We start from the raw sequence: 16,367 nt of genomic DNA, 5'->3' as shown, positions 1-16,367 counted from the left end.
GATCAAACGCTACCGTTGCATCTGCGAGGAATGTGCTCCGTTGCCCCCGATCGACGGGCTGCATCCGTCGACGCATGAGGGGGATGATGAGGTTGATGCCCGAAGACCGAAGGGGTTGCGTGGCATCATCGCCGCTATGCGCCGGAAGATTTAGCGCAGACGTCACCTCACCCACCCTCATCCCTTCCTCGGGCTTGACCCGAGGGATGTCACAGGGATCCAGCGCGCCCAAGTCCTTGGGCGCGGGAGACTTCATTCTTGGTAGGAGTCATTCACGGCGCGGACGCGCCGTGGCTGGATTCCTGTGACATCCCTCGGGTCAAAGCCCGAGGACAGGAATGAGGAGTTTGGAGAAGCGGTGTCATTCTTCTCCCGCAGCCGAAGGAGGACGGCCCAAGCCGCCCTTATATCTACCCATCAGCGACCAGCAATAATGCTGGAGATCACACCGCTGGTGACGCCGATCAGGAGGTAGTCGTTGTCGGCGCGGACCCAGCGATAGCCGCGCGGCGGTGGCGCCAGCCGGTAGCGGCGGTAGTCGTTGACGTCGTGAAACCGGCGGCGCTCGCTGGCATTGACGCGGTATCCCTTCTTCCAATGCGGCCGAACGACCGTTTTCTCGACGATCACCTTCTTCTGCACGACGACAGGCGGACGGCGATAATCATCGGCGCTGGCTTGGGAGACAACCATCGGGGAGAGAAGGAAGGAAGCGGAAAGGAGAGCTGCAAAAATCTTTTTCATCTGGGGTTCCTTGATGTTCGGCGCGGGAGAAAATTAGGCCCGAAAAGATGAACAGAAACTGAAATTTAAATTAAACTTTCGTAATGGAATCCGATGCCTGAGGCGTAAGTCTTATATTTCAGGTTAGACTTACGCACCTTCACGAGGAACAGAAACCGCGATCGGCATAAGCGCCCCAGAAGATCAGATTCGATTTTCGCAAGGATTGGGCGCAGATTCAATTTACGGAGCGTCCTGCACTGTCGGATCGTTGTGCGGGATCGCTCGATACAACAGATGATGGAGGAAACCATGCCCGGCATCAGCATGCGCTACATCGTCGACGACGTCGACGCCGCCCTGGAATTCTACACGAAGCGCCTTGGCTTCTCGGTCGCTCTTCATCCCGCCCCCACCTTTGCCATCCTCACAAGAGATGGTTTTCGTTTGCTCGTCAGCGGCACGACCGGTCCGGGCGGCGCGTCCCAGGCAACGCCCGACGGGCGGAAACCTGAACCCGGCGGATGGAATCGCATCCAGATCGAAGTCGCGGACTTGGAGGCGGAAGTCGCCACGCTGCGCCAGGCGGGCGCGCGTTTTCGCAACGAGATCGTGCAGGGCATCGGCGGTAAGCAGATCCTGCTCGAGGACCCGGCCGGAAACCCCATCGAACTCTTTGAAGCACCGAAGAGATAAACGCGAAGCGCATCTGACGCGGTGGGCCAGCATCGCCGCACGACGGGAAGAATGGCGCCGCGCCTTGCTACCTGTGTGCGAGCGTGTAGTTTCGGACCAGCAGCAATTCAGAGGTAGGGAAAACATGTCCGAATCCGCGGGCGGGGTCTTCGACTATGTCGGGATACTAGCCGTGCTCCTTCTCGTCGCCGCCAACGGCTTCTTCGTTGCCGCCGAATTTGCGCTGGTGTCGGTCAGGCGCAGCCGTGTGACAGAGCTTGCCGCGGCAGGCCGCATGAATGCCTCCGCCCTCCAGCGCGCTGTCGACAATCTCGACGCCAACCTTGCAGCCACCCAGCTCGGCATCACCATCTCGTCGCTGGCGCTCGGCTGGGTCGGCGAACCGGCGCTTGCCCACCTGATCGAGCCTCTGCTGTCCTGGCTGCCCGGGCAATGGGCGGCAACCGGCGCGCATACCGTTGCCATCGTCATTGCCTTCGTCATCATCACGGCGCTGCACATCGTGCTCGGCGAGCTGGCGCCGAAAAGCCTGGCGCTTCAGCGCAGCGAAGCCACTTCGCTTGCCGTGGTGCGTCCGCTCGGGCTCTTCCTGGTGCTGTTCAAGCCGGCGATCTTCACCCTGAACGGCATGGGCAATCTTGTGCTCAAGGCCGTCGGCCTTCGCGCCGGGACGGGGGAATCGTCGTTCCATTCGCCGCAGGAGCTGAAGCTGCTGGTCGCCGAGAGCCAGGAGGCCGGTCTTCTCAACCAGGTGCAGCAGCAACTCGTCGAGCGGGTCTTCAACATCGGCGACAGGCCGATCTCCGACATCATGACCCCGCGTCTCGATATCGAATGGTTCGACGCTGACGACAGCGAGGCCGAGATCCTGAAGACCATCCGCGAATGCAGCCACGAACAATTGCTGGTCGCCCGCGGCTCGATCGACGAACCGATCGGCATGGTGCTGAAGAAGGATCTTCTCGACCAGGTTCTCGACGGCGGCAAGGTCCGGCCGATGGAGGTGATCAAGCAGCCGCTGGTGCTGCACGAGGGCACCTCGGTCGTCCGCGTGCTCGACAGTTTCAAGGCCTCACCTGTCCGGCTCGCCATCGTCATCGACGAATATGGCAGCCTTGAGGGTATCGTCACCCAGACCGACCTGCTCGAAGCCATCGCCGGCGACCTGCCGGGATCCGACGAGGAGCCCGATATCATCGTCCGCGAGGATGGGTCGCTGCTGATCGACGCGATGATGCCGGCCTTCGACGCCTTCGAACGGCTGGGGCTGCGCGATCGTCCGGATGCCGATTTCCATACGCTTGCCGGCTTCGCGCTGCACCAGCTCCAGCACATCCCCGAAGCCGGCGAAACCTTCGTGTTCGACAACTGGCGCTTCGAAGTGCTCGATATGGACGGCATGCGCATCGACAAGATGCTGGCGACGCGCATCCCCGCGGACGGGGCGGAAGCCTAAAGCATGTCGCGCAAAAGTGTGCAGCGCTTTTGCCAGGCAAAGCGCGAAGCGCCTTTGCCGCAACGACATGCATAAAATAAAGATCTCTAGCCTACCGCCAGCGTCCAGAACATCCCCGCAGCCGCACAGGCAAGCAACGTCGTGATGACCGACGTCTTGAACCGGAAGATCGCGATGGCGGCAGCGGCAGACAGCGCCATTGCCGCCGGCACGGCCGATTGCAGCAGGGGGATATCAAGCCGCAAGCCGCCAAGGCTGACGGTCGCGACTTCGGCAAACAGCGTGTGCAGGCCAAACCAGATGGCAAGGTTGAGAATGACCCCGACAACCGCCGCCGTAATCGCCGACATCGCGCCAGCGAGCGCCACATTGCCGCGCAGTTTTTCGATGAAGGGCGCGCCGAGAAAGATCCAGAGGAAACAGGGCACGAAGGTTACCCAGGTCGTCAGGATCGCGGCAAGCGTGGCGGCGAGCATCGGATCGAGCGATCCGGGATTGCGGTAGGCGGCCATGAAGCCGACGAACTGCAGGACCATGATCAGCGGCCCCGGCGTCGTCTCGGCCATCCCCAGACCATCGAGCATCTCGCCGGGCCTCAGCCAGCCGAACCGCTGTACGGCCTCCTGCGCGACATAGGCGAGCGCAGCATAGGCACCGCCGAAGGTGACGACCGCCATCTTGCTGAAGAACAGACCGATCTCGGTGAAAACGTCGTGTGCGCCGAAAGCTGCATAGAGGACGGCGACGGGCACGAGCCAGAGCGCCAGCAGCACTGCCGATGTGCGCAGCGACCAACCGAGATTGGGGCGCGCATGATCAGGGATGCCTTCCCCGAGCGCAGACTCGGCATCCGACAGCACCGAACCGCTTCCGGCCTTGTGTCCGCCGCCGGTTTGAAAGGCCGCCAACCCGAACCTGCCGCCGAGGAAGCCGGCAATGGCAGCGGCAAGCACAATCAGCGGGAAAGGCGCATGGAAGAAGAAGATGGCGACGAAGGCCGCAGCCGCGATGGCAAGCATCATATTATTTCTGAGCGCGCGGCTGCCGATGCGGATAACGGCCTGCACGACGACGGCAAGCACTGCCGCCTTCAGCCCGAAAAACAAACCGGCGACGATGCCGACGCTGCCATAAGCTGCGTAGATATAGCTGAGGCAGAGGATCGACAGGAAACCCGGCAGTACGAACAATATCCCGGCGACCAGACCGCCCAGCGTGCGGTGCATCAGCCAGCCGATATAGATGGCGAGCTGCTGCGCTTCGGGGCCGGGAAGGAGCATGCAATAGTTCAGCGCATGCAGGAAACGGTGCTCGCCGATCCATCGCTTTTCGTCGACGACGATCCGGTGCATGACGGCGATCTGGCCGGCCGGGCCGCCGAAGCTCAAGGCGGCGACGCGCAGCCACACCTTGAGGGCCTCGCCGAAGGAGACGCCGTGGTGATGCCCCTCGTCCGCATGTCTCTCCGTCATTTTACCCGCCGGGCCGTCGTCCATCATCTCGGCCATCTCATGCCCTCTTCTTCGGCGCAGGCCAGTTGTGGGTTTCCTCGGTCGCGTCCCGGCACCAGCGGAAGAAGGCATCGTAAAGAAGCATTCCGGCCTCGAGCTGTTGCAGATCGTCGGAATACATCCGCGACAGGCCGAGCGAAGCGGCCAGCAGGCCCGGCGCCTCGGGCGCGAGATCGAGTCTGGCCGTATCCGCCGCCCTGACGATCCGCGCCAGGCGCAGAAGCGGTTCCAACGTCAGGCCGAACTCCGCGACCATTACGTCGAAGGTGCAGAGTTCGCCGCGATGGCTCCAGAATACCCCCTCGATATCGAAGGGAACCGCCCCGAAACGCTCGCCGACGGCTAAAACCTCGGGCGCCGGCACGAACAGGAAGACGGCGTTTGGATCGACGAAGCGCCGGATCAGCCAGGGACAGGCGATGCGGTCGATCTTCGGCCGCGCCCGCGTCACCCAGACAGTGCGTCCCTCCGCGTCACGGCGCGGCAGCTTTTCCGATGGCACCGCCGCTCCCCCAGCGATCCATGCTTCGAAGCCGCCTTCGAGACTTTCGGCGTTGATGCCGCTATGGCGCAGATAGGCTGCCACACCGTGGCTAAGCTTGCTGCCCTTTTGACAGACCACAACGACGGCATCGGCATCGACGCTGCCCGCCCAGGACGCGACTTCGGCATGGTCGCGCCGGACCGAGCCCGGAACCAGGCGCGGGTCGAGCGCGAAGTCCTCTTCGGTGCGAACATCGAGAATGAGAGGCGCCCCGGGAGTCCCGATGAGGCGGCTGAGTTTGTCGGCGGAAATTTCAAGAAATGACGGCATGACGCGTCCCTCCGTTGATCGGCAATATTGGACGCGATTCTTCAGCATGGCGCCTCGTGGGGTGATCGCAACCCCAGAGCAAAACCATGCGCAAACAGACCCCATCGTGTCAAGACGGCGCTTGCATGGAACAGAGACGCGCGGCCGATTCAGGCCGGTTGCAACCCGGAAACCCCTGATATCAACCGCTTCCCGGCGCCCCCACGGAACAAAATGCGCACTTCGGCATTATTCCTTCACCGAAAGAGGAGAAAGTACCATGACGTACGACCCCAATAATGCCAACGATCCGAACCGCCCGCTGAACCCAAATCTGGATCTGCGCACCACGCCGAGCGCGCGCAGCAATAATACGTGGGTTGTCTGGGTCGCTGCATTGGCCGTGATCGCTGTCGCTGCATTCGCCTATTCGCAGTGGAGCACCCCCGGCACATCCCCGGATACGACAGCCTCCACGACCCAATCAGAACCGGCACCGGCACCGGTCAAGCCGATCGCCCCGACCGACAACAGCGCAACGCCTGCACCGGCACCAGCACCGGCCACTCCGCCGGCTGCCCCTGCCCAGCAGTAAGCGCTGACCGGCTGAAAGGAAGCCGACCCAGTGCCGGCTTCCTTTTCTGCCGTGGGCTCTTGAACATCGTCAAATAGCTATTATTTTAGAGATATTGAATTTGTCTCTGACGGCTGACCACGGAGGTACTGGCAGCCGTTATCGAGACAGATTGAGGAAGGGTCGGTGCGAGTTTCGCCCGGCCTTTTTTCTTGGTCTCATCATCGATGAACCGAAGTCGGCGCTTGGAGACCTATTTCGGGATCCGGTTATAGAAGGATTGGGGATCGTACACGCATTCGTAGTCGAGAAGGCAAATCTTGCCGTTGGCATCCCTGATCCTTGCCGTGTCGTATTTGTCGCCGAGATTGCACCTGGCCGGCGGAGAGCGAAAGCTGCGGCCGCCAAAACCCATGCGCACGAACACCGCTTTGTCTTTGCGGATGATCTGCGCAAGCTCCTCGCAACTGTGATCCTTGGCGTTGACCTCCACCGCCTCGACGGCAAGGGCTGCGGACGGAAACAGCAGCACAACCGTCAGAACAATGCTTTTCATGAAAACTCCTGAATATGGGAGGACGTTTTTGGCGGGACGGCGAAGATCATCCCGCTCTATGGAAAATTATAGGGCGATGCGGGATCGAAGACGCAGGCATAGTCGAGAATGCACTGCTTCCCCTCAGCATTGCGGAAACTCGTGTCGGCGCGCTTGTCGCCCATGCTGCATTGCGCCGGCGGATAGCGGAAACTACGCCCACCGAAACCGACGCGGACGAAGACCTTCTTGTTCTGGCGGATAATTTGTGCAAGCTCGCCGCAGCTATACTCGCTTGCCTTGACCTCCTTCGTCCCGGCTGCAAAGGCCGGCAACGGCATGGACAAGGCGACAATTAGAATGACGCTTCTCATGGAACCCTCGGTTTATGAGAGGGAGATAGGGCGTGGTGGTCGATGCGGCGAGCCTTGCTGACGATACGAACGACGCCGCCCTGGAAACCGCTCCCGTCCGTGACGGGTTTCGGCCCCTTTCATTTCAGCTCTTCGACAAAACGGATCACGTCCCCGACCATGCTGTCGTTGAAGATATCGTTGTGACCCGCACCATCATAGATCAACATCCGCTTGGGCTCGGGTGCGATGCGGTACAACGCCTGCCCTGAAGAAAGCGGGATACTGTCATCAAGCCGGCCGTGGAGGAACAACTTCGGTTGTTTTACCTTGCCTATGCTGAGGTCCGAGCGAAAGGGATCCTTGAGAAGAAACTCGACCGGGAGGAACGGATAACGCGTCTGCGCAACCGACAGAACCGACAGGTACGGAGACACAAGAATGACGCCAACCGCCGGCCTCTTCCCGGCCGTGTTCGCAGCGACGCCAGTGCCAAGAGACCGGCCCAGCACAACGATCCCGCTTCTGGCGCGTGCCGAAAGCCAGTCGAACGCTGCGATGCCGTCAGTCAGCAACCCCTGCTCACTGGGTGAACCGGTCGATCCCGGATAGCCGCGATAGGAAATCGCCAGCAATCCAATGCTCCGCGTGGCCAGCGCCTGTGCGAGAAACGCGTAATTGTCGATGCGGTCACCGTTTCCGAAAAAGAGGAGCACGCAGGGCTTGTTACTGTCGCCCTGGCTGTACAGTCCATGAAGCATCTCTCCATCGGGCGTCTTGACGTGGACCGTCTCGCCCCAACTCGCGTGCTCCGGAGTAGGTGTGGCGCCGGCGCCGGGATAAAGCAGGGCTCGCTGAGAAAGATAGACCAGACCCACGAGCGCCATGTAGGCGATGACCGCCATCAGCGGCAGGATCAGCAAGTACCTTGTAACGCTCACGACAGAATGTACCCGCCGGTTTGGCAATGCCCGGAATTCTTTGCAGCAACCGCGGCCCGTCGCGGCGTGGTGTGCTCAACCGAGCAGCAAATATATGCACAAAGCGTTGCCATAGAGAAGAGGGTCGCCCGACGATCGTCCTCAACAGACGCATCTGTGGCAAGCAATTGATAACAAATTGAGAATTTGGTGGGTGATGTAGGGCTCGAACCTACGACCCGCTGATTAAGAGTCAGCTGCTCTACCAACTGAGCTAATCACCCGTTCGCGCTTGGCTGCGCGGTGTGACGGGGCGTATAAACAGGATCGGCAGGCTTGTCCAGCGCATCGGCGAATTTTCTTTGGTTAATCGCGAAGATTTTTCGGCATGGCTGAAATGCAGGGCATAAGCCCGCAAATCGGAAGCGGTTTTCGGCAAGGATTAGGCGCAGATTCAAAGCGATAGAGGGCCACGCGTCTGGCCGGACACGCGGCGTTCCAATGAAATCAAAGGTCGAGCGTGCCGCTCGCCAGCCGCACCGCCTGGCCGCCGATCCGAGCATTCGAGATAGCCCCGCCGTCGACATCGATATGCAGATGGATGAAGGATGGCCGGCCCATCTCGACGCCCTGCTCGATCATGATCGGGTGATGCCCGTCCGTCAGCCGGTCGAAATGGTGGATTGCGCCGGAAAGTGCGGCCGCCGCCGAGCCGGTGGCGGGATCTTCGACGATCCCCATGCCGCTTGCGAACATGCGCGCATGGAACTTCGCCACGTGATTGACGCCGCCGCGGCAATAGACATAGGCCGAGGCAAGCGCACCCTCGACGAAGGGCACGATCTTTTCCCAGAGCTGCGGATCGAATTCCACCCGCTGCGCGGCTCCGACGTCGTGCACCGGAATGAGCAGGAAGGGAACGCCGGCACTCCACACCGACGGCACGTGATTTTCGAAGCCGATCTCGGTCACCTTCAGCGACAGCGCATCGGCCATGCCGAGCTTGTCGAGCGGCATGATGGCCGGCTGCGATTTCCGCGGCAGGTCGAATTCGGCAAAACTCGCCTCGCCCTCCCTCAGCCGCACGGCGCAGCGCACCGGCCCGACATTTTCCTCAAGCACCGTCACGAGATCGAGCGTCGACGCGCCATGCGCCCGCTCGGCCAGCGCCACCGCCGTGCCGACCGTCGGATGGCCGGCAAACGGCAGCTCGCGCCCCGGCGTGAAGATCCTGAGCTTCGCCGCATAGGCGGGATTGCTCGAAGGCTGCACGAACACCGTCTCGGAGAGATTGATCTCCCGGGTGATCGCCTGCATCGCCTCGTCGCTGAGATCGTCTCCGTCGAAGATCACCGCCAGCGGGTTGCCCGCAAGCTTTCGATCGGTGAACACGTCATAGACGCTGTAGCTTCGCGCCACATCGGCCTCCTTGAATCGGTCATCGCGCCGCCAACCTGCCCGACCAAACGGCGGAGTGCAAGGCGCTAAAGTCGGATGGAATGCAAGGAGCACAGCTGGAGCGTGTCCTTCGAGGCTCCGGCCTTCGGCCTACGCACCTCAGGATGAGGGAAGTGGAGGATGCCGCGCCGATATGGATGCGTTGCGGAGAGTGCCGCGACCTCTCTCCGACCTCATCTTGAGGTGCCACGCAGGGGTCTCGAAGGACGAGGTCGGCCTCCGGCCCTCACCCCTCCTATACGCCGGCCTTGCCGAAATACCACTCAATCACCGGCAGCATCGAGATGTTGTAAGGATGCGCCGCGGGGTCCGCCGAGCGGATCGCCACCGCACCGGCGATCTCCTTGTCCTCGGCGACCAGCATATGGGCCTCGATCCGCTTCACTATCTCGTCCGCCGTCATGTCGAAGCGGAAGAGCCGCATCAGCGTTACCGTGCGTCTGGAATAGCTGGCGTAGAGCCCCGGTCCCGCCGCCGCGTCGGCGAGGTTCAGGCCTGTCTCCTCGTGGACTTCGCGGCGCATATTGGCCTCGATGTCGCAGCGCCCGTCGACGATATCCTCCTGCTCCAGCGAGCCGGCGGCGAAATAGACCTGGCCGGGATTGGCGGTATGGGCGCCCATGCGGATCGCCACCAGCGCGCCGTCGACGCTTTCGAGAACCGGATAGGCAAAGATATGCAGGCCGCCCTGACGCTGCGGCTGCCGGCGCCACCACATGAAAGCGGAAAAGGGAGTGACGTAACCCTCACCCGCAATCCCGTCTTCACTGAGCGACAGCCGCTGCTGGAACACCAGGCGGCCGTCGAACAGCGCCGGGTTGGCGGCGATTTCCTTGGCCCAATTCTCGCGGATCGCCGCCTCCTCGGCGATAACGAAGGGATGGCTGCCGGGCAAGACGCGAAGATCGGCGCCGGCAATCGGGAAGACGGTGGCTTCCGGCGGCCAGCCGGCAAACTCGTCGGAAAAATCGCTGTTTGCAAAATTCATGTTCAAATTGGTTTTCATGTTCGTTCTCAGGGGAGATCCAGTGTCATGACGACGGGGCAGTGATCGGACGCCTTCGGCCGGTCCCAGCCTGTGCGCGGATAACGCTCCACCTCCTGCCCCGGCGGGAAGATGGTGCGATAGGGCTGGCCGCTGCGGATGATATCAGGCAGCCGGCCGGCATTGTGGGCGGCGAGCTCCGGCGAAAGCCAGAGATAATCGAGCTGGCAGAGCCACTGCTCCTGCGGCCCACGCGCATGATAGAGCGTCCAGCGGTCGAGGGGATCACGGCGACGCACGACGTTTTCGGCAAAGCCGTCATGGCTAAAAACGTCGAGCGCGCTTTCGGCTTCGTCGTGATGCTCGAAGCGGTAATCGGTGCCACGCCGACCGATGACATCGACGCGCTCCTGGTAATCGTTCATGTCGCCGCAGATGGCGAAACTGTTCTTGGCCGTGTGCCCGGCGCCGAAGCGATCCTCGATGATGCGGCGCACGGCGCGCGCCTCGGCGCGGCGGATCGGCATCGTCGATTGCCGCCCATCCAGCCCGTCGCGCGGATTGCCCATCGATTTGAAATGCACGACATAGAGCGAGAACGGCCGGCCGCCGATCAGGAGGTCGAGTTCCAGGCAGTCGCGCTTGAAGATCTTGTCGTCGATGCGGTTGGTGAGCGCCAGCTCCCCGTCGAAGAGATCGAGATCGCGATAGGTCGTCATCGCATGGCTTCTGACATCCCGGACCTCGATCTTCTGGCCGTCGCGCGTTTCCTCGCGCATCAGCACGGCGACATCGATCCCACGGCTGTCATTGCCCTCGACCAGATATTTCTGCCGATAGCCGTTTCCGACCATGCGGAAGAGGTAGCCGTATTCGAAGGCCTGAAGGGCGGCCATATTGTCGATTTCCTGCAGGCAGAGAATATCGGCATCCGCATCGGCGATCGCCAGCGCCGTCATCTGTCGCGTGTCGTCTGTGGCGGCGATCACCCGGGCCTGCTCCAGCTGCTGATAGACGCCCTCGCTCGACACTTGGAAAAGCTTGATGACACGGTCCTGGCGCAGCTGGTTGCGGAAACCGGTGAAATCGAAACGGGTCAGCAGATTTTCGACATTGAAGGTGGCGAGGCGAAGCGACATGGCAAGGATCCGGTTGCGGACAGTACCTTATCCGGCAATCACCCGGGGAAAAGATGGCAGGCCAAGAAATATGCGGACAACCGCCCTCTTTGAGCCCGAAGCGATTGCCCGTATCTATCAAAGTCGCCAGCCCGTGCGGATCACGACACGAAGCGCTTCGCCGGGCACGACAGCAACGCGGCTGTAGGCGCGTAGCGTCTGGCCGTTGCCGAGCGTGAGTTTGACGGCATAACGTTCGCCCTCGAACAGCACGGATTCGACGGTTGCAGGAGCCCCCTCGCCGCCGATGACCACATCTTCCGGCCGCACGAGAATATCGGCGCCATCGGTGTTGGCCGCCTGCAGCGCATCCTGCAGCTCCTCCCATTCCAGATGGCGTTCGCCGCCCATCACCGGCAGCGTCAGGATGGCCCCTCGCCCGATTAGGCCGCCGACGATGCGGCCTTCCGGGCGGGCATAGATCTCGGCCGGCGGAGCCACCTGCAGCAGGCGGCCTTCGGACATCACGGCGACATCGGTCGCCAGCGCCATCGCCTCGCTCTGGTCGTGGGTAACGTAGATCATCGTTGCACCCGAGCGCTGGTGAAACTCGCGGAAGGTCTCCTCCATCTCCTGCTTCAGGTGCCGGTCGAGATTGGCGAGCGGCTCATCGAGCAGCACGACGTCGGGCGAGGTCACCAGGCAGCGGGCGAGCGCCACGCGCTGGCGCTGGCCGCCGGACAGATCGGCCGGCCGCCGCCCGGCGTAATCGCCAAGCCGGACGGTGGAAAGCGCCTCGGCGACCTTCGCCCGGTAAGCCTGGCCGGAGATGCCGCGCACCTTCAGGGGATAGCCGACATTGTCGGCAACGCTCATATGCGGCCAGAGCGCATAGGACTGGAAGACCATCGCCATGTTGCGCTTCTCCGGCGGCAGCGACCGCGCGGCATCGGCAATGAGCCGCTCGCCGAGATGGATCGAACCGTCGGAGGGCGCTTCGAAGCCGGCGATCATCCTGAGAACCGTCGTCTTGCCGCAGCCGGACGGCCCGAGCAGCGCCAGGAAGCCGCCCTCGCGCACATCGAGCGAAAAGCCGCTAACAGCCGCCCGCCCGGTGCCGAAATCCTTGGCCAACTGGTTGAGGATCAGTTGCGCCATGGGACCACTCCTTTCGGCAGGCGTTTTGCCAGAAGCTCGAGCAGCAGCATCATGGCGACGACCATGAGGACGACGAGCACCGAGAGCGCCGAGGCAAGGTCGGAACTGCCGCTGTCGTCGAGATTGTAGATGGCCACCCCAAGCGTCTGCGTGCCGGCCGACCAGAGCAGTGCCGAGATCGTCAGCTCGTTGCAGGCGATCAGGAAGACGAGGATGACGGAGGCGCCGGCGGCGGGCGCAATCAGCGGCACGATGATATCGGAAAGCCTTCGGAAGAAGCCGGCGCCGGAAAGACGTGCGGCCTCCTCCAGCGCCGGATCGAGCTGGTGGAAGGCGCTGACGACGGGTTTCAGGCTGACGGCGAAGAAGGAGGAGAAATAGGCGATGAGGATGATCCAGATCGTGCCGTAGAGCGAAATGTGGAGGAACGGGATCGGTGCCGCGAAGACCAGGATGAAGGCGACCGCCATGACGATGCCGGGCAGCGAATAGGGTATCTCGATCAGGCTGGCGACGAAGCGGGACACCGCATCCTTCCGCCGCGTCAGCGCATAGGCCGTAAGCACGGTCACCACCAGGAGACATAAGGCGGTGGCGCCGGCAAGCGAGATCGAGTTGACGAAAGCGGTGCGCGTCACCGCCTGCCGGAACAGGATCTCCTGAAAGGCATGCAGCGACATGGTCTTGAAGGTGAGCGGCACGCCATAGGCCGGCACCAGCGCGCCGGCGACGAGCGCGAAGAAGGGTGCGGCGAGCATGAAGAACAGGATTGCCCAGAGAAGCGGCGTGAACACGAACCGCGAGACGCCAAGCTCGAAGGCAGCATTGGCACCGGACAACCCGATGACGCGGTAATCGCGGCCTCTGAGCGCCCGGTCCTGGATCATCAAGCCTGCGACCGAGATCATCGCGATGATGCCTGAGAGCACGGCGACATCACCGAAGGTGCGGCTGGTGAAGGCGGAAAACTTGGTGAAGATGAGCGTCGGCAGCGTGAAGATCAAAGCCGGGATGCCGAGAATGGCGGGAATGCCGAAATTGCCGGTGCAGGAGACGAAGGAGATCGCGGCACCCGCGATGATGCCGGGCAACGACAGCGGCAGGATGATATCACGGAACACCCGAAAGCTGGAGGCGCCGGAAAGCCGTGCGGCCTCGACGCCGTCGCGCGGCAGCGTCATCAGCCCGGCCCGGAGCGCGAGATAGACGAGTGGCGCATGCTGGACGCCGTAGAGCAGCGCGATGCCGCCGACCGAATAAAGCGGCTGCGGCGAACCGAGCGGCGGCGCAAGCGAAAGCGCCTTCAGCAGCGGGCTCGACGGCCCCGACATCTGCACCCAGGCAAGCGCCGTCACCTGCGGCGGGATCATCATCGGCAGCACGAAGAAGAAGCTGAGCGGCCCCTTGCCCGGAATGTCCGTCAGCGTCAGCAGGAAGGCGAAGGGGCAGCCGATCAGGAGCGAGACGATCGTGCCGAGAACGGAGGTGACGAGGGTGTAATAGGTCGCCTGCCAGAGCGACGGCTCGCTCAGCACATCGATGACGCCGCCGCTGGCAAAGGCCGCAATCCCTGCCATGGCAAGGCGGGCGAGCGGCAGCACGCTGAGGACGAGCACGGTGATGACGATAAAAGGAAACAGCCAGGCGGGCTGGCTGTTTCCCGATCTTGCAGAGAATTGCATGAAAGGATCAGTTCGAGCCGTAAATGCCCGAGAAGGTCTTCAGATCCTGGTCGGTATTCTTCAGCGCATCGGCCGCATGGATCGGCAGCACCTTGATCGTGTCGCGCGCCGGAAAACCTTCCGGCAGCTTCATGCCGTTGCGGGCCGGGATATAGCCGAGCTTGACGAAACCTTCCTGGCCCTTTTCCGAGAGCACGTAATCGACGAACTTCTTGGCGGCCTCGGCATTTTTGCTGCTGGCGAGGATGCCGACCGGCTCGGTGACGGCGGAAACGCCTTCGCTCGGGAAGACGAACTCGACGGGCGCGCCCTTGGCGTTCTCGCGGATCGGCAGGTAATCGACGACCATGCCGTAAGCCTTCTCGCCCGAGGCGACCGACTTCAGCACGGCGCCGTTGCCGCCGGCGGCGATCGCGCCGTTTTCGGCAAGCGACTTGTAGAAGTCCCAGCCGAGGCCGGGATCGGCGGCGAGCGTCTGAGCATGGATGAGAGCAGCGCCCGAAGCGAGCGGGCTCGGCATGGTGACGAGGCCCTTGGCCTCAGGCTTGGTCAGGTCCTTCCAGCTTGTCGGCTTCATCGCTGCCGAGGTGTTGTACATGATGCCCGTGGTGATCAGCTTGGTCGAGTAATAGTAGCCGTCGGCGTCGTAAAGCGTGGCGTCGTATTGTGCGGCTTCCGGCGACTTGTAGGCGAGCAGCTTGCCGTCTTCCTTGAGGCGTTCCAGCGTCACCATGTCGGCGATGAGGAGAAGGTCGGCGACCGGATTGCCGGCCTGGATCTCAGCCTGCAGCTTGGCGATGATCTTCGGCGTGCCGTCGCGCACCCAGTCGACCTTGATGTCGGGATTGGCGGCCATGAAACCATCGACCGTCGCCTGCGCATCTTCGTTCGGCTGGCTGGTATAGAGAACGAGGTTTGCGGCCGAAGCCGGAATGGCAAGCAAGCTCGCGGCGACAAGGGCTGCGGCGGAAACGATCGTTTTCATGGGAAGGATCCTCAATTTCGATACCCCTCCCTTATTAGGGGTCGTTGACAGAGATGTGACAGGACGCAGCAGTTGCGAAGGCTGCTGGCGGCCACGGGGCAAAGCCGGTTGATCCTGTCCGAATCTTTGCGAAGCAGACCGTATCATCCTCGCTTGGCAGCAATTGAAAGCGTAAGCTCCGAGCGGGCTGAGCCGCTTCACGCAGGCGTGAACGTTTGGCCATTTGCCATCCGGCCGCTTTGCGGTAGGTCAGTCGCATTTCGATGAGGCACATTTCGACGAAGGAGGAGTTTCAATGGAATATCGTTCGCTCGGCCGTTCCGGCCTGAAGATCTCCACATTGACCATGGGCACGATGACCTTCGGCGGCGTCGGATGGGCGAAGACCGTCGGCGACCTCGGCGTCTCCGAGGCGCGCAAGATGATCGATATGTGCATTGATGCCGGCATCAACCTTATCGACACTGCCAACGCCTATTCCAACGGCGAATGCGAAAACATCATCGGCGATGTACTCTCCGGCAAGCGACCGCAAGGCGTGCTGCTTGCAACCAAGGCCCGCTTCGGCATGGGTGACGGCCCGAACGACCAGGGCCTGTCGCGCTACCATTTGATCCGGGAATGCGAAGCGAGCCTCAAACGCCTGAAGACCGATGTCATCGACCTCTATCAGGTGCATGAATGGGACGGCCAGACGCCGCTCGAAGAGACGATGGAAGCTCTCGACACACTGATCAGGCAGGGCAAGGTGCGTTACGTCGGCTGCTCGAACTATTCCGGCTGGCACATCATGAAGGCGCTCGGCATCGCCAACGAGCACCGCTACCAGCGCTTCGTCAGCCAGCAGATCCATTATACGCTGGAAGCACGCGACGCCGAATACGAGCTGCTGCCGATTTCCATCGACCAGGGCCTGGGCGTGCTGGTCTGGAGCCCGCTGGCCGGCGGTCTGCTTTCCGGCAAACACCGCCGCAACCAGGCCGCGCCCGAAGGCACGCGCCAGTTCGCCGGCTGGACCGAACCGCCGATCCGCGACGAGAACCGCCTCTGGAACATCGTCGAGACTCTGGTGGCGATCGGTGAAGAACGCGGCGTCTCGGCCGCTCAAGTGGCGCTCGCCTGGCTGATCGGCCGCAAAGCGGTGACCTCGGTCATCATCGGCGGCCGCACCGAAGCCCAGTTCCGCGACAACATCGCCGCCGCCGAACTGAAGCTCACTCAGGAAGAGCGCAAGCGCCTCGATGCCGTCAGCCTGCCGCCGGTGATCTATCCCTACTGGCACCAGCTGAACACGGCGAGCGACAGGCTTGGTGAAGCCGATCTCGAGCTGCTCGGCCCGCATCTCCAGCGATAGGCGATCATGGATCAAGCGTTGCACGGCGAAAGACGGGCGTCACAAAAGATGCACTTTCGCCGTGTT

The 16,367-nt window shown here is 62.3% G+C and carries 16 protein-coding genes and 1 tRNA gene; 4 read left to right on the top strand and 13 right to left on the bottom strand.

Features of this window, described 5'->3' with window-relative positions; genetic code table 11:
* Positions 1-417: 417 nt before the first annotated feature.
* Positions 418-744, bottom strand: coding sequence for an RcnB family protein (locus QMO80_RS20895; protein ID WP_088939727.1), 327 nt, complete (start codon positions 742-744; stop codon positions 418-420).
* A 291-nt stretch (positions 745-1,035) separates the two neighbouring features.
* On the opposite strand from QMO80_RS20895, the gene QMO80_RS20890 reads away from it, so the two are divergent.
* Both QMO80_RS20890 and QMO80_RS20885 read left to right on the top strand, forming a co-directional pair.
* Entirely contained in the window at positions 1,036-1,419 is a 384-nt protein-coding gene (locus tag QMO80_RS20890) for a VOC family protein (RefSeq protein WP_283200244.1), read from the top strand.
* A 124-nt stretch (positions 1,420-1,543) separates the two neighbouring features.
* Positions 1,544-2,875 carry a hemolysin family protein gene (locus QMO80_RS20885; protein WP_283198184.1) on the top strand — a complete coding sequence of 444 codons (1,332 nt, stop codon included), beginning with the start codon at positions 1,544-1,546 and terminating at the stop codon, positions 2,873-2,875.
* Between the two features lie 86 nt (positions 2,876-2,961).
* Here the strand turns inward: QMO80_RS20885 and chrA are convergent, their stop codons facing one another.
* Complete coding sequence (gene chrA, locus QMO80_RS20880) at positions 2,962-4,383, bottom strand: chromate efflux transporter (RefSeq protein ID WP_283198183.1); 1,422 nt, start codon at positions 4,381-4,383, stop codon at positions 2,962-2,964.
* 1 nt (position 4,384) lies between these two features.
* Positions 4,385-5,200 carry a sulfurtransferase/chromate resistance protein gene (locus QMO80_RS20875; RefSeq protein WP_283198182.1) on the bottom strand — a complete coding sequence of 272 codons (816 nt, stop codon included), beginning with the start codon at positions 5,198-5,200 and terminating at the stop codon, positions 4,385-4,387.
* Between the two features lie 259 nt (positions 5,201-5,459).
* Between QMO80_RS20875 and QMO80_RS20870 the strand changes: the two genes are divergently transcribed.
* Positions 5,460-5,774 (top strand): hypothetical protein, encoded by a 315-nt coding sequence (locus QMO80_RS20870; protein WP_049733526.1) that lies wholly within the window; start codon positions 5,460-5,462, stop codon positions 5,772-5,774.
* Between the two features lie 232 nt (positions 5,775-6,006).
* Here QMO80_RS20870 and QMO80_RS20865 read toward each other — a convergent pair whose 3' ends face one another.
* The 10 genes from QMO80_RS20865 to QMO80_RS20820 all read right to left on the bottom strand — a co-directional run bounded on the left by QMO80_RS20865 (position 6,007) and on the right by QMO80_RS20820 (position 14,947).
* Entirely contained in the window at positions 6,007-6,309 is a 303-nt protein-coding gene (locus tag QMO80_RS20865; protein WP_283198181.1) for a hypothetical protein, read from the bottom strand.
* Between the two features lie 56 nt (positions 6,310-6,365).
* The gene (locus tag QMO80_RS20860; protein ID WP_283198180.1) at positions 6,366-6,662 is read right to left on the bottom strand and encodes a hypothetical protein; all 297 of its coding nucleotides are present in this window, start codon (positions 6,660-6,662) and stop codon (positions 6,366-6,368) included.
* A 119-nt stretch (positions 6,663-6,781) separates the two neighbouring features.
* On the bottom strand, positions 6,782-7,582 hold the full coding sequence (locus tag QMO80_RS20855) for an alpha/beta hydrolase (RefSeq protein ID WP_283198179.1): 801 nt from the start codon (positions 7,580-7,582) through the stop codon (positions 6,782-6,784).
* 187 nt (positions 7,583-7,769) lie between these two features.
* Positions 7,770-7,845, bottom strand: a tRNA-Lys gene (locus QMO80_RS20850).
* A gap of 223 nt (positions 7,846-8,068) precedes the next feature.
* A complete protein-coding gene (locus QMO80_RS20845) occupies positions 8,069-8,980 on the bottom strand; it encodes a PhzF family phenazine biosynthesis protein (protein WP_049733535.1) in 912 nt (303 codons plus the stop codon).
* Positions 8,981-9,254: 274 nt separating this feature from the next.
* A complete protein-coding gene (locus tag QMO80_RS20840; RefSeq protein WP_283198178.1) occupies positions 9,255-10,025 on the bottom strand; it encodes an NUDIX hydrolase in 771 nt (256 codons plus the stop codon).
* Between the two features lie 8 nt (positions 10,026-10,033).
* The gene (locus QMO80_RS20835) at positions 10,034-11,143 is read right to left on the bottom strand and encodes an endonuclease/exonuclease/phosphatase family protein (RefSeq protein ID WP_283198177.1); all 1,110 of its coding nucleotides are present in this window, start codon (positions 11,141-11,143) and stop codon (positions 10,034-10,036) included.
* Positions 11,144-11,260: 117 nt separating this feature from the next.
* Positions 11,261-12,280: an ABC transporter ATP-binding protein gene (locus QMO80_RS20830; RefSeq protein ID WP_283198176.1), complete on the bottom strand. Its 1,020-nt coding sequence runs from the start codon at positions 12,278-12,280 to the stop codon at positions 11,261-11,263.
* Positions 12,268-13,962, bottom strand: coding sequence for an iron ABC transporter permease (locus QMO80_RS20825; protein ID WP_283198175.1), 1,695 nt, complete (start codon positions 13,960-13,962; stop codon positions 12,268-12,270). Before QMO80_RS20825 ends, QMO80_RS20830 begins: the two co-directional genes overlap by 13 nt.
* A gap of 7 nt (positions 13,963-13,969) precedes the next feature.
* Positions 13,970-14,947, bottom strand: a complete 978-nt coding sequence (locus tag QMO80_RS20820; RefSeq protein ID WP_283198174.1) for an ABC transporter substrate-binding protein — start codon at positions 14,945-14,947, stop codon at positions 13,970-13,972.
* A 295-nt stretch (positions 14,948-15,242) separates the two neighbouring features.
* Here QMO80_RS20820 and QMO80_RS20815 point away from each other — a divergent pair, with 295 nt between their 5' ends.
* Entirely contained in the window at positions 15,243-16,301 is a 1,059-nt protein-coding gene (locus QMO80_RS20815; protein ID WP_283198173.1) for an aldo/keto reductase, read from the top strand.
* The last annotated feature ends 66 nt before the right edge of the window (positions 16,302-16,367 follow it).

The sequence above is a fragment of the Rhizobium sp. BT03 genome (assembly GCF_030053155.1).
GTDB lineage: Bacteria > Pseudomonadota > Alphaproteobacteria > Rhizobiales > Rhizobiaceae > Rhizobium.
Note: the sequence above shows the minus strand (reverse complement) of the source record. Positions and strands in the feature narration are given on the sequence as shown.

What these genes read in the sequence shown, in the direction of transcription:
- QMO80_RS20830 (WP_283198176.1), bottom strand. Translation starts at nt 12,280, where the DNA reads ATGGCGCAACTGATCCTCAACCAGTTGGCCAAGGATTTCGGCACCGGG.
- QMO80_RS20815 (WP_283198173.1), top strand. Translation starts at nt 15,243, where the DNA reads ATGGAATATCGTTCGCTCGGCCGTTCCGGCCTGAAGATCTCCACATTG.
- QMO80_RS20885 (WP_283198184.1), top strand. Translation starts at nt 1,544, where the DNA reads ATGTCCGAATCCGCGGGCGGGGTCTTCGACTATGTCGGGATACTAGCC.
- QMO80_RS20890 (WP_283200244.1), top strand. Translation starts at nt 1,036, where the DNA reads ATGCCCGGCATCAGCATGCGCTACATCGTCGACGACGTCGACGCCGCC.
- QMO80_RS20875 (WP_283198182.1), bottom strand. Translation starts at nt 5,200, where the DNA reads ATGCCGTCATTTCTTGAAATTTCCGCCGACAAACTCAGCCGCCTCATC.
- QMO80_RS20820 (WP_283198174.1), bottom strand. Translation starts at nt 14,947, where the DNA reads ATGAAAACGATCGTTTCCGCCGCAGCCCTTGTCGCCGCGAGCTTGCTT.
- chrA (WP_283198183.1), bottom strand. Translation starts at nt 4,383, where the DNA reads ATGGCCGAGATGATGGACGACGGCCCGGCGGGTAAAATGACGGAGAGA.
- QMO80_RS20835 (WP_283198177.1), bottom strand. Translation starts at nt 11,143, where the DNA reads ATGTCGCTTCGCCTCGCCACCTTCAATGTCGAAAATCTGCTGACCCGT.
- QMO80_RS20870 (WP_049733526.1), top strand. Translation starts at nt 5,460, where the DNA reads ATGACGTACGACCCCAATAATGCCAACGATCCGAACCGCCCGCTGAAC.
- QMO80_RS20865 (WP_283198181.1), bottom strand. Translation starts at nt 6,309, where the DNA reads ATGAAAAGCATTGTTCTGACGGTTGTGCTGCTGTTTCCGTCCGCAGCC.
- QMO80_RS20895 (WP_088939727.1), bottom strand. Translation starts at nt 744, where the DNA reads ATGAAAAAGATTTTTGCAGCTCTCCTTTCCGCTTCCTTCCTTCTCTCC.
- QMO80_RS20825 (WP_283198175.1), bottom strand. Translation starts at nt 13,962, where the DNA reads ATGCAATTCTCTGCAAGATCGGGAAACAGCCAGCCCGCCTGGCTGTTT.
- QMO80_RS20840 (WP_283198178.1), bottom strand. Translation starts at nt 10,025, where the DNA reads ATGAAAACCAATTTGAACATGAATTTTGCAAACAGCGATTTTTCCGAC.
- QMO80_RS20860 (WP_283198180.1), bottom strand. Translation starts at nt 6,662, where the DNA reads ATGAGAAGCGTCATTCTAATTGTCGCCTTGTCCATGCCGTTGCCGGCC.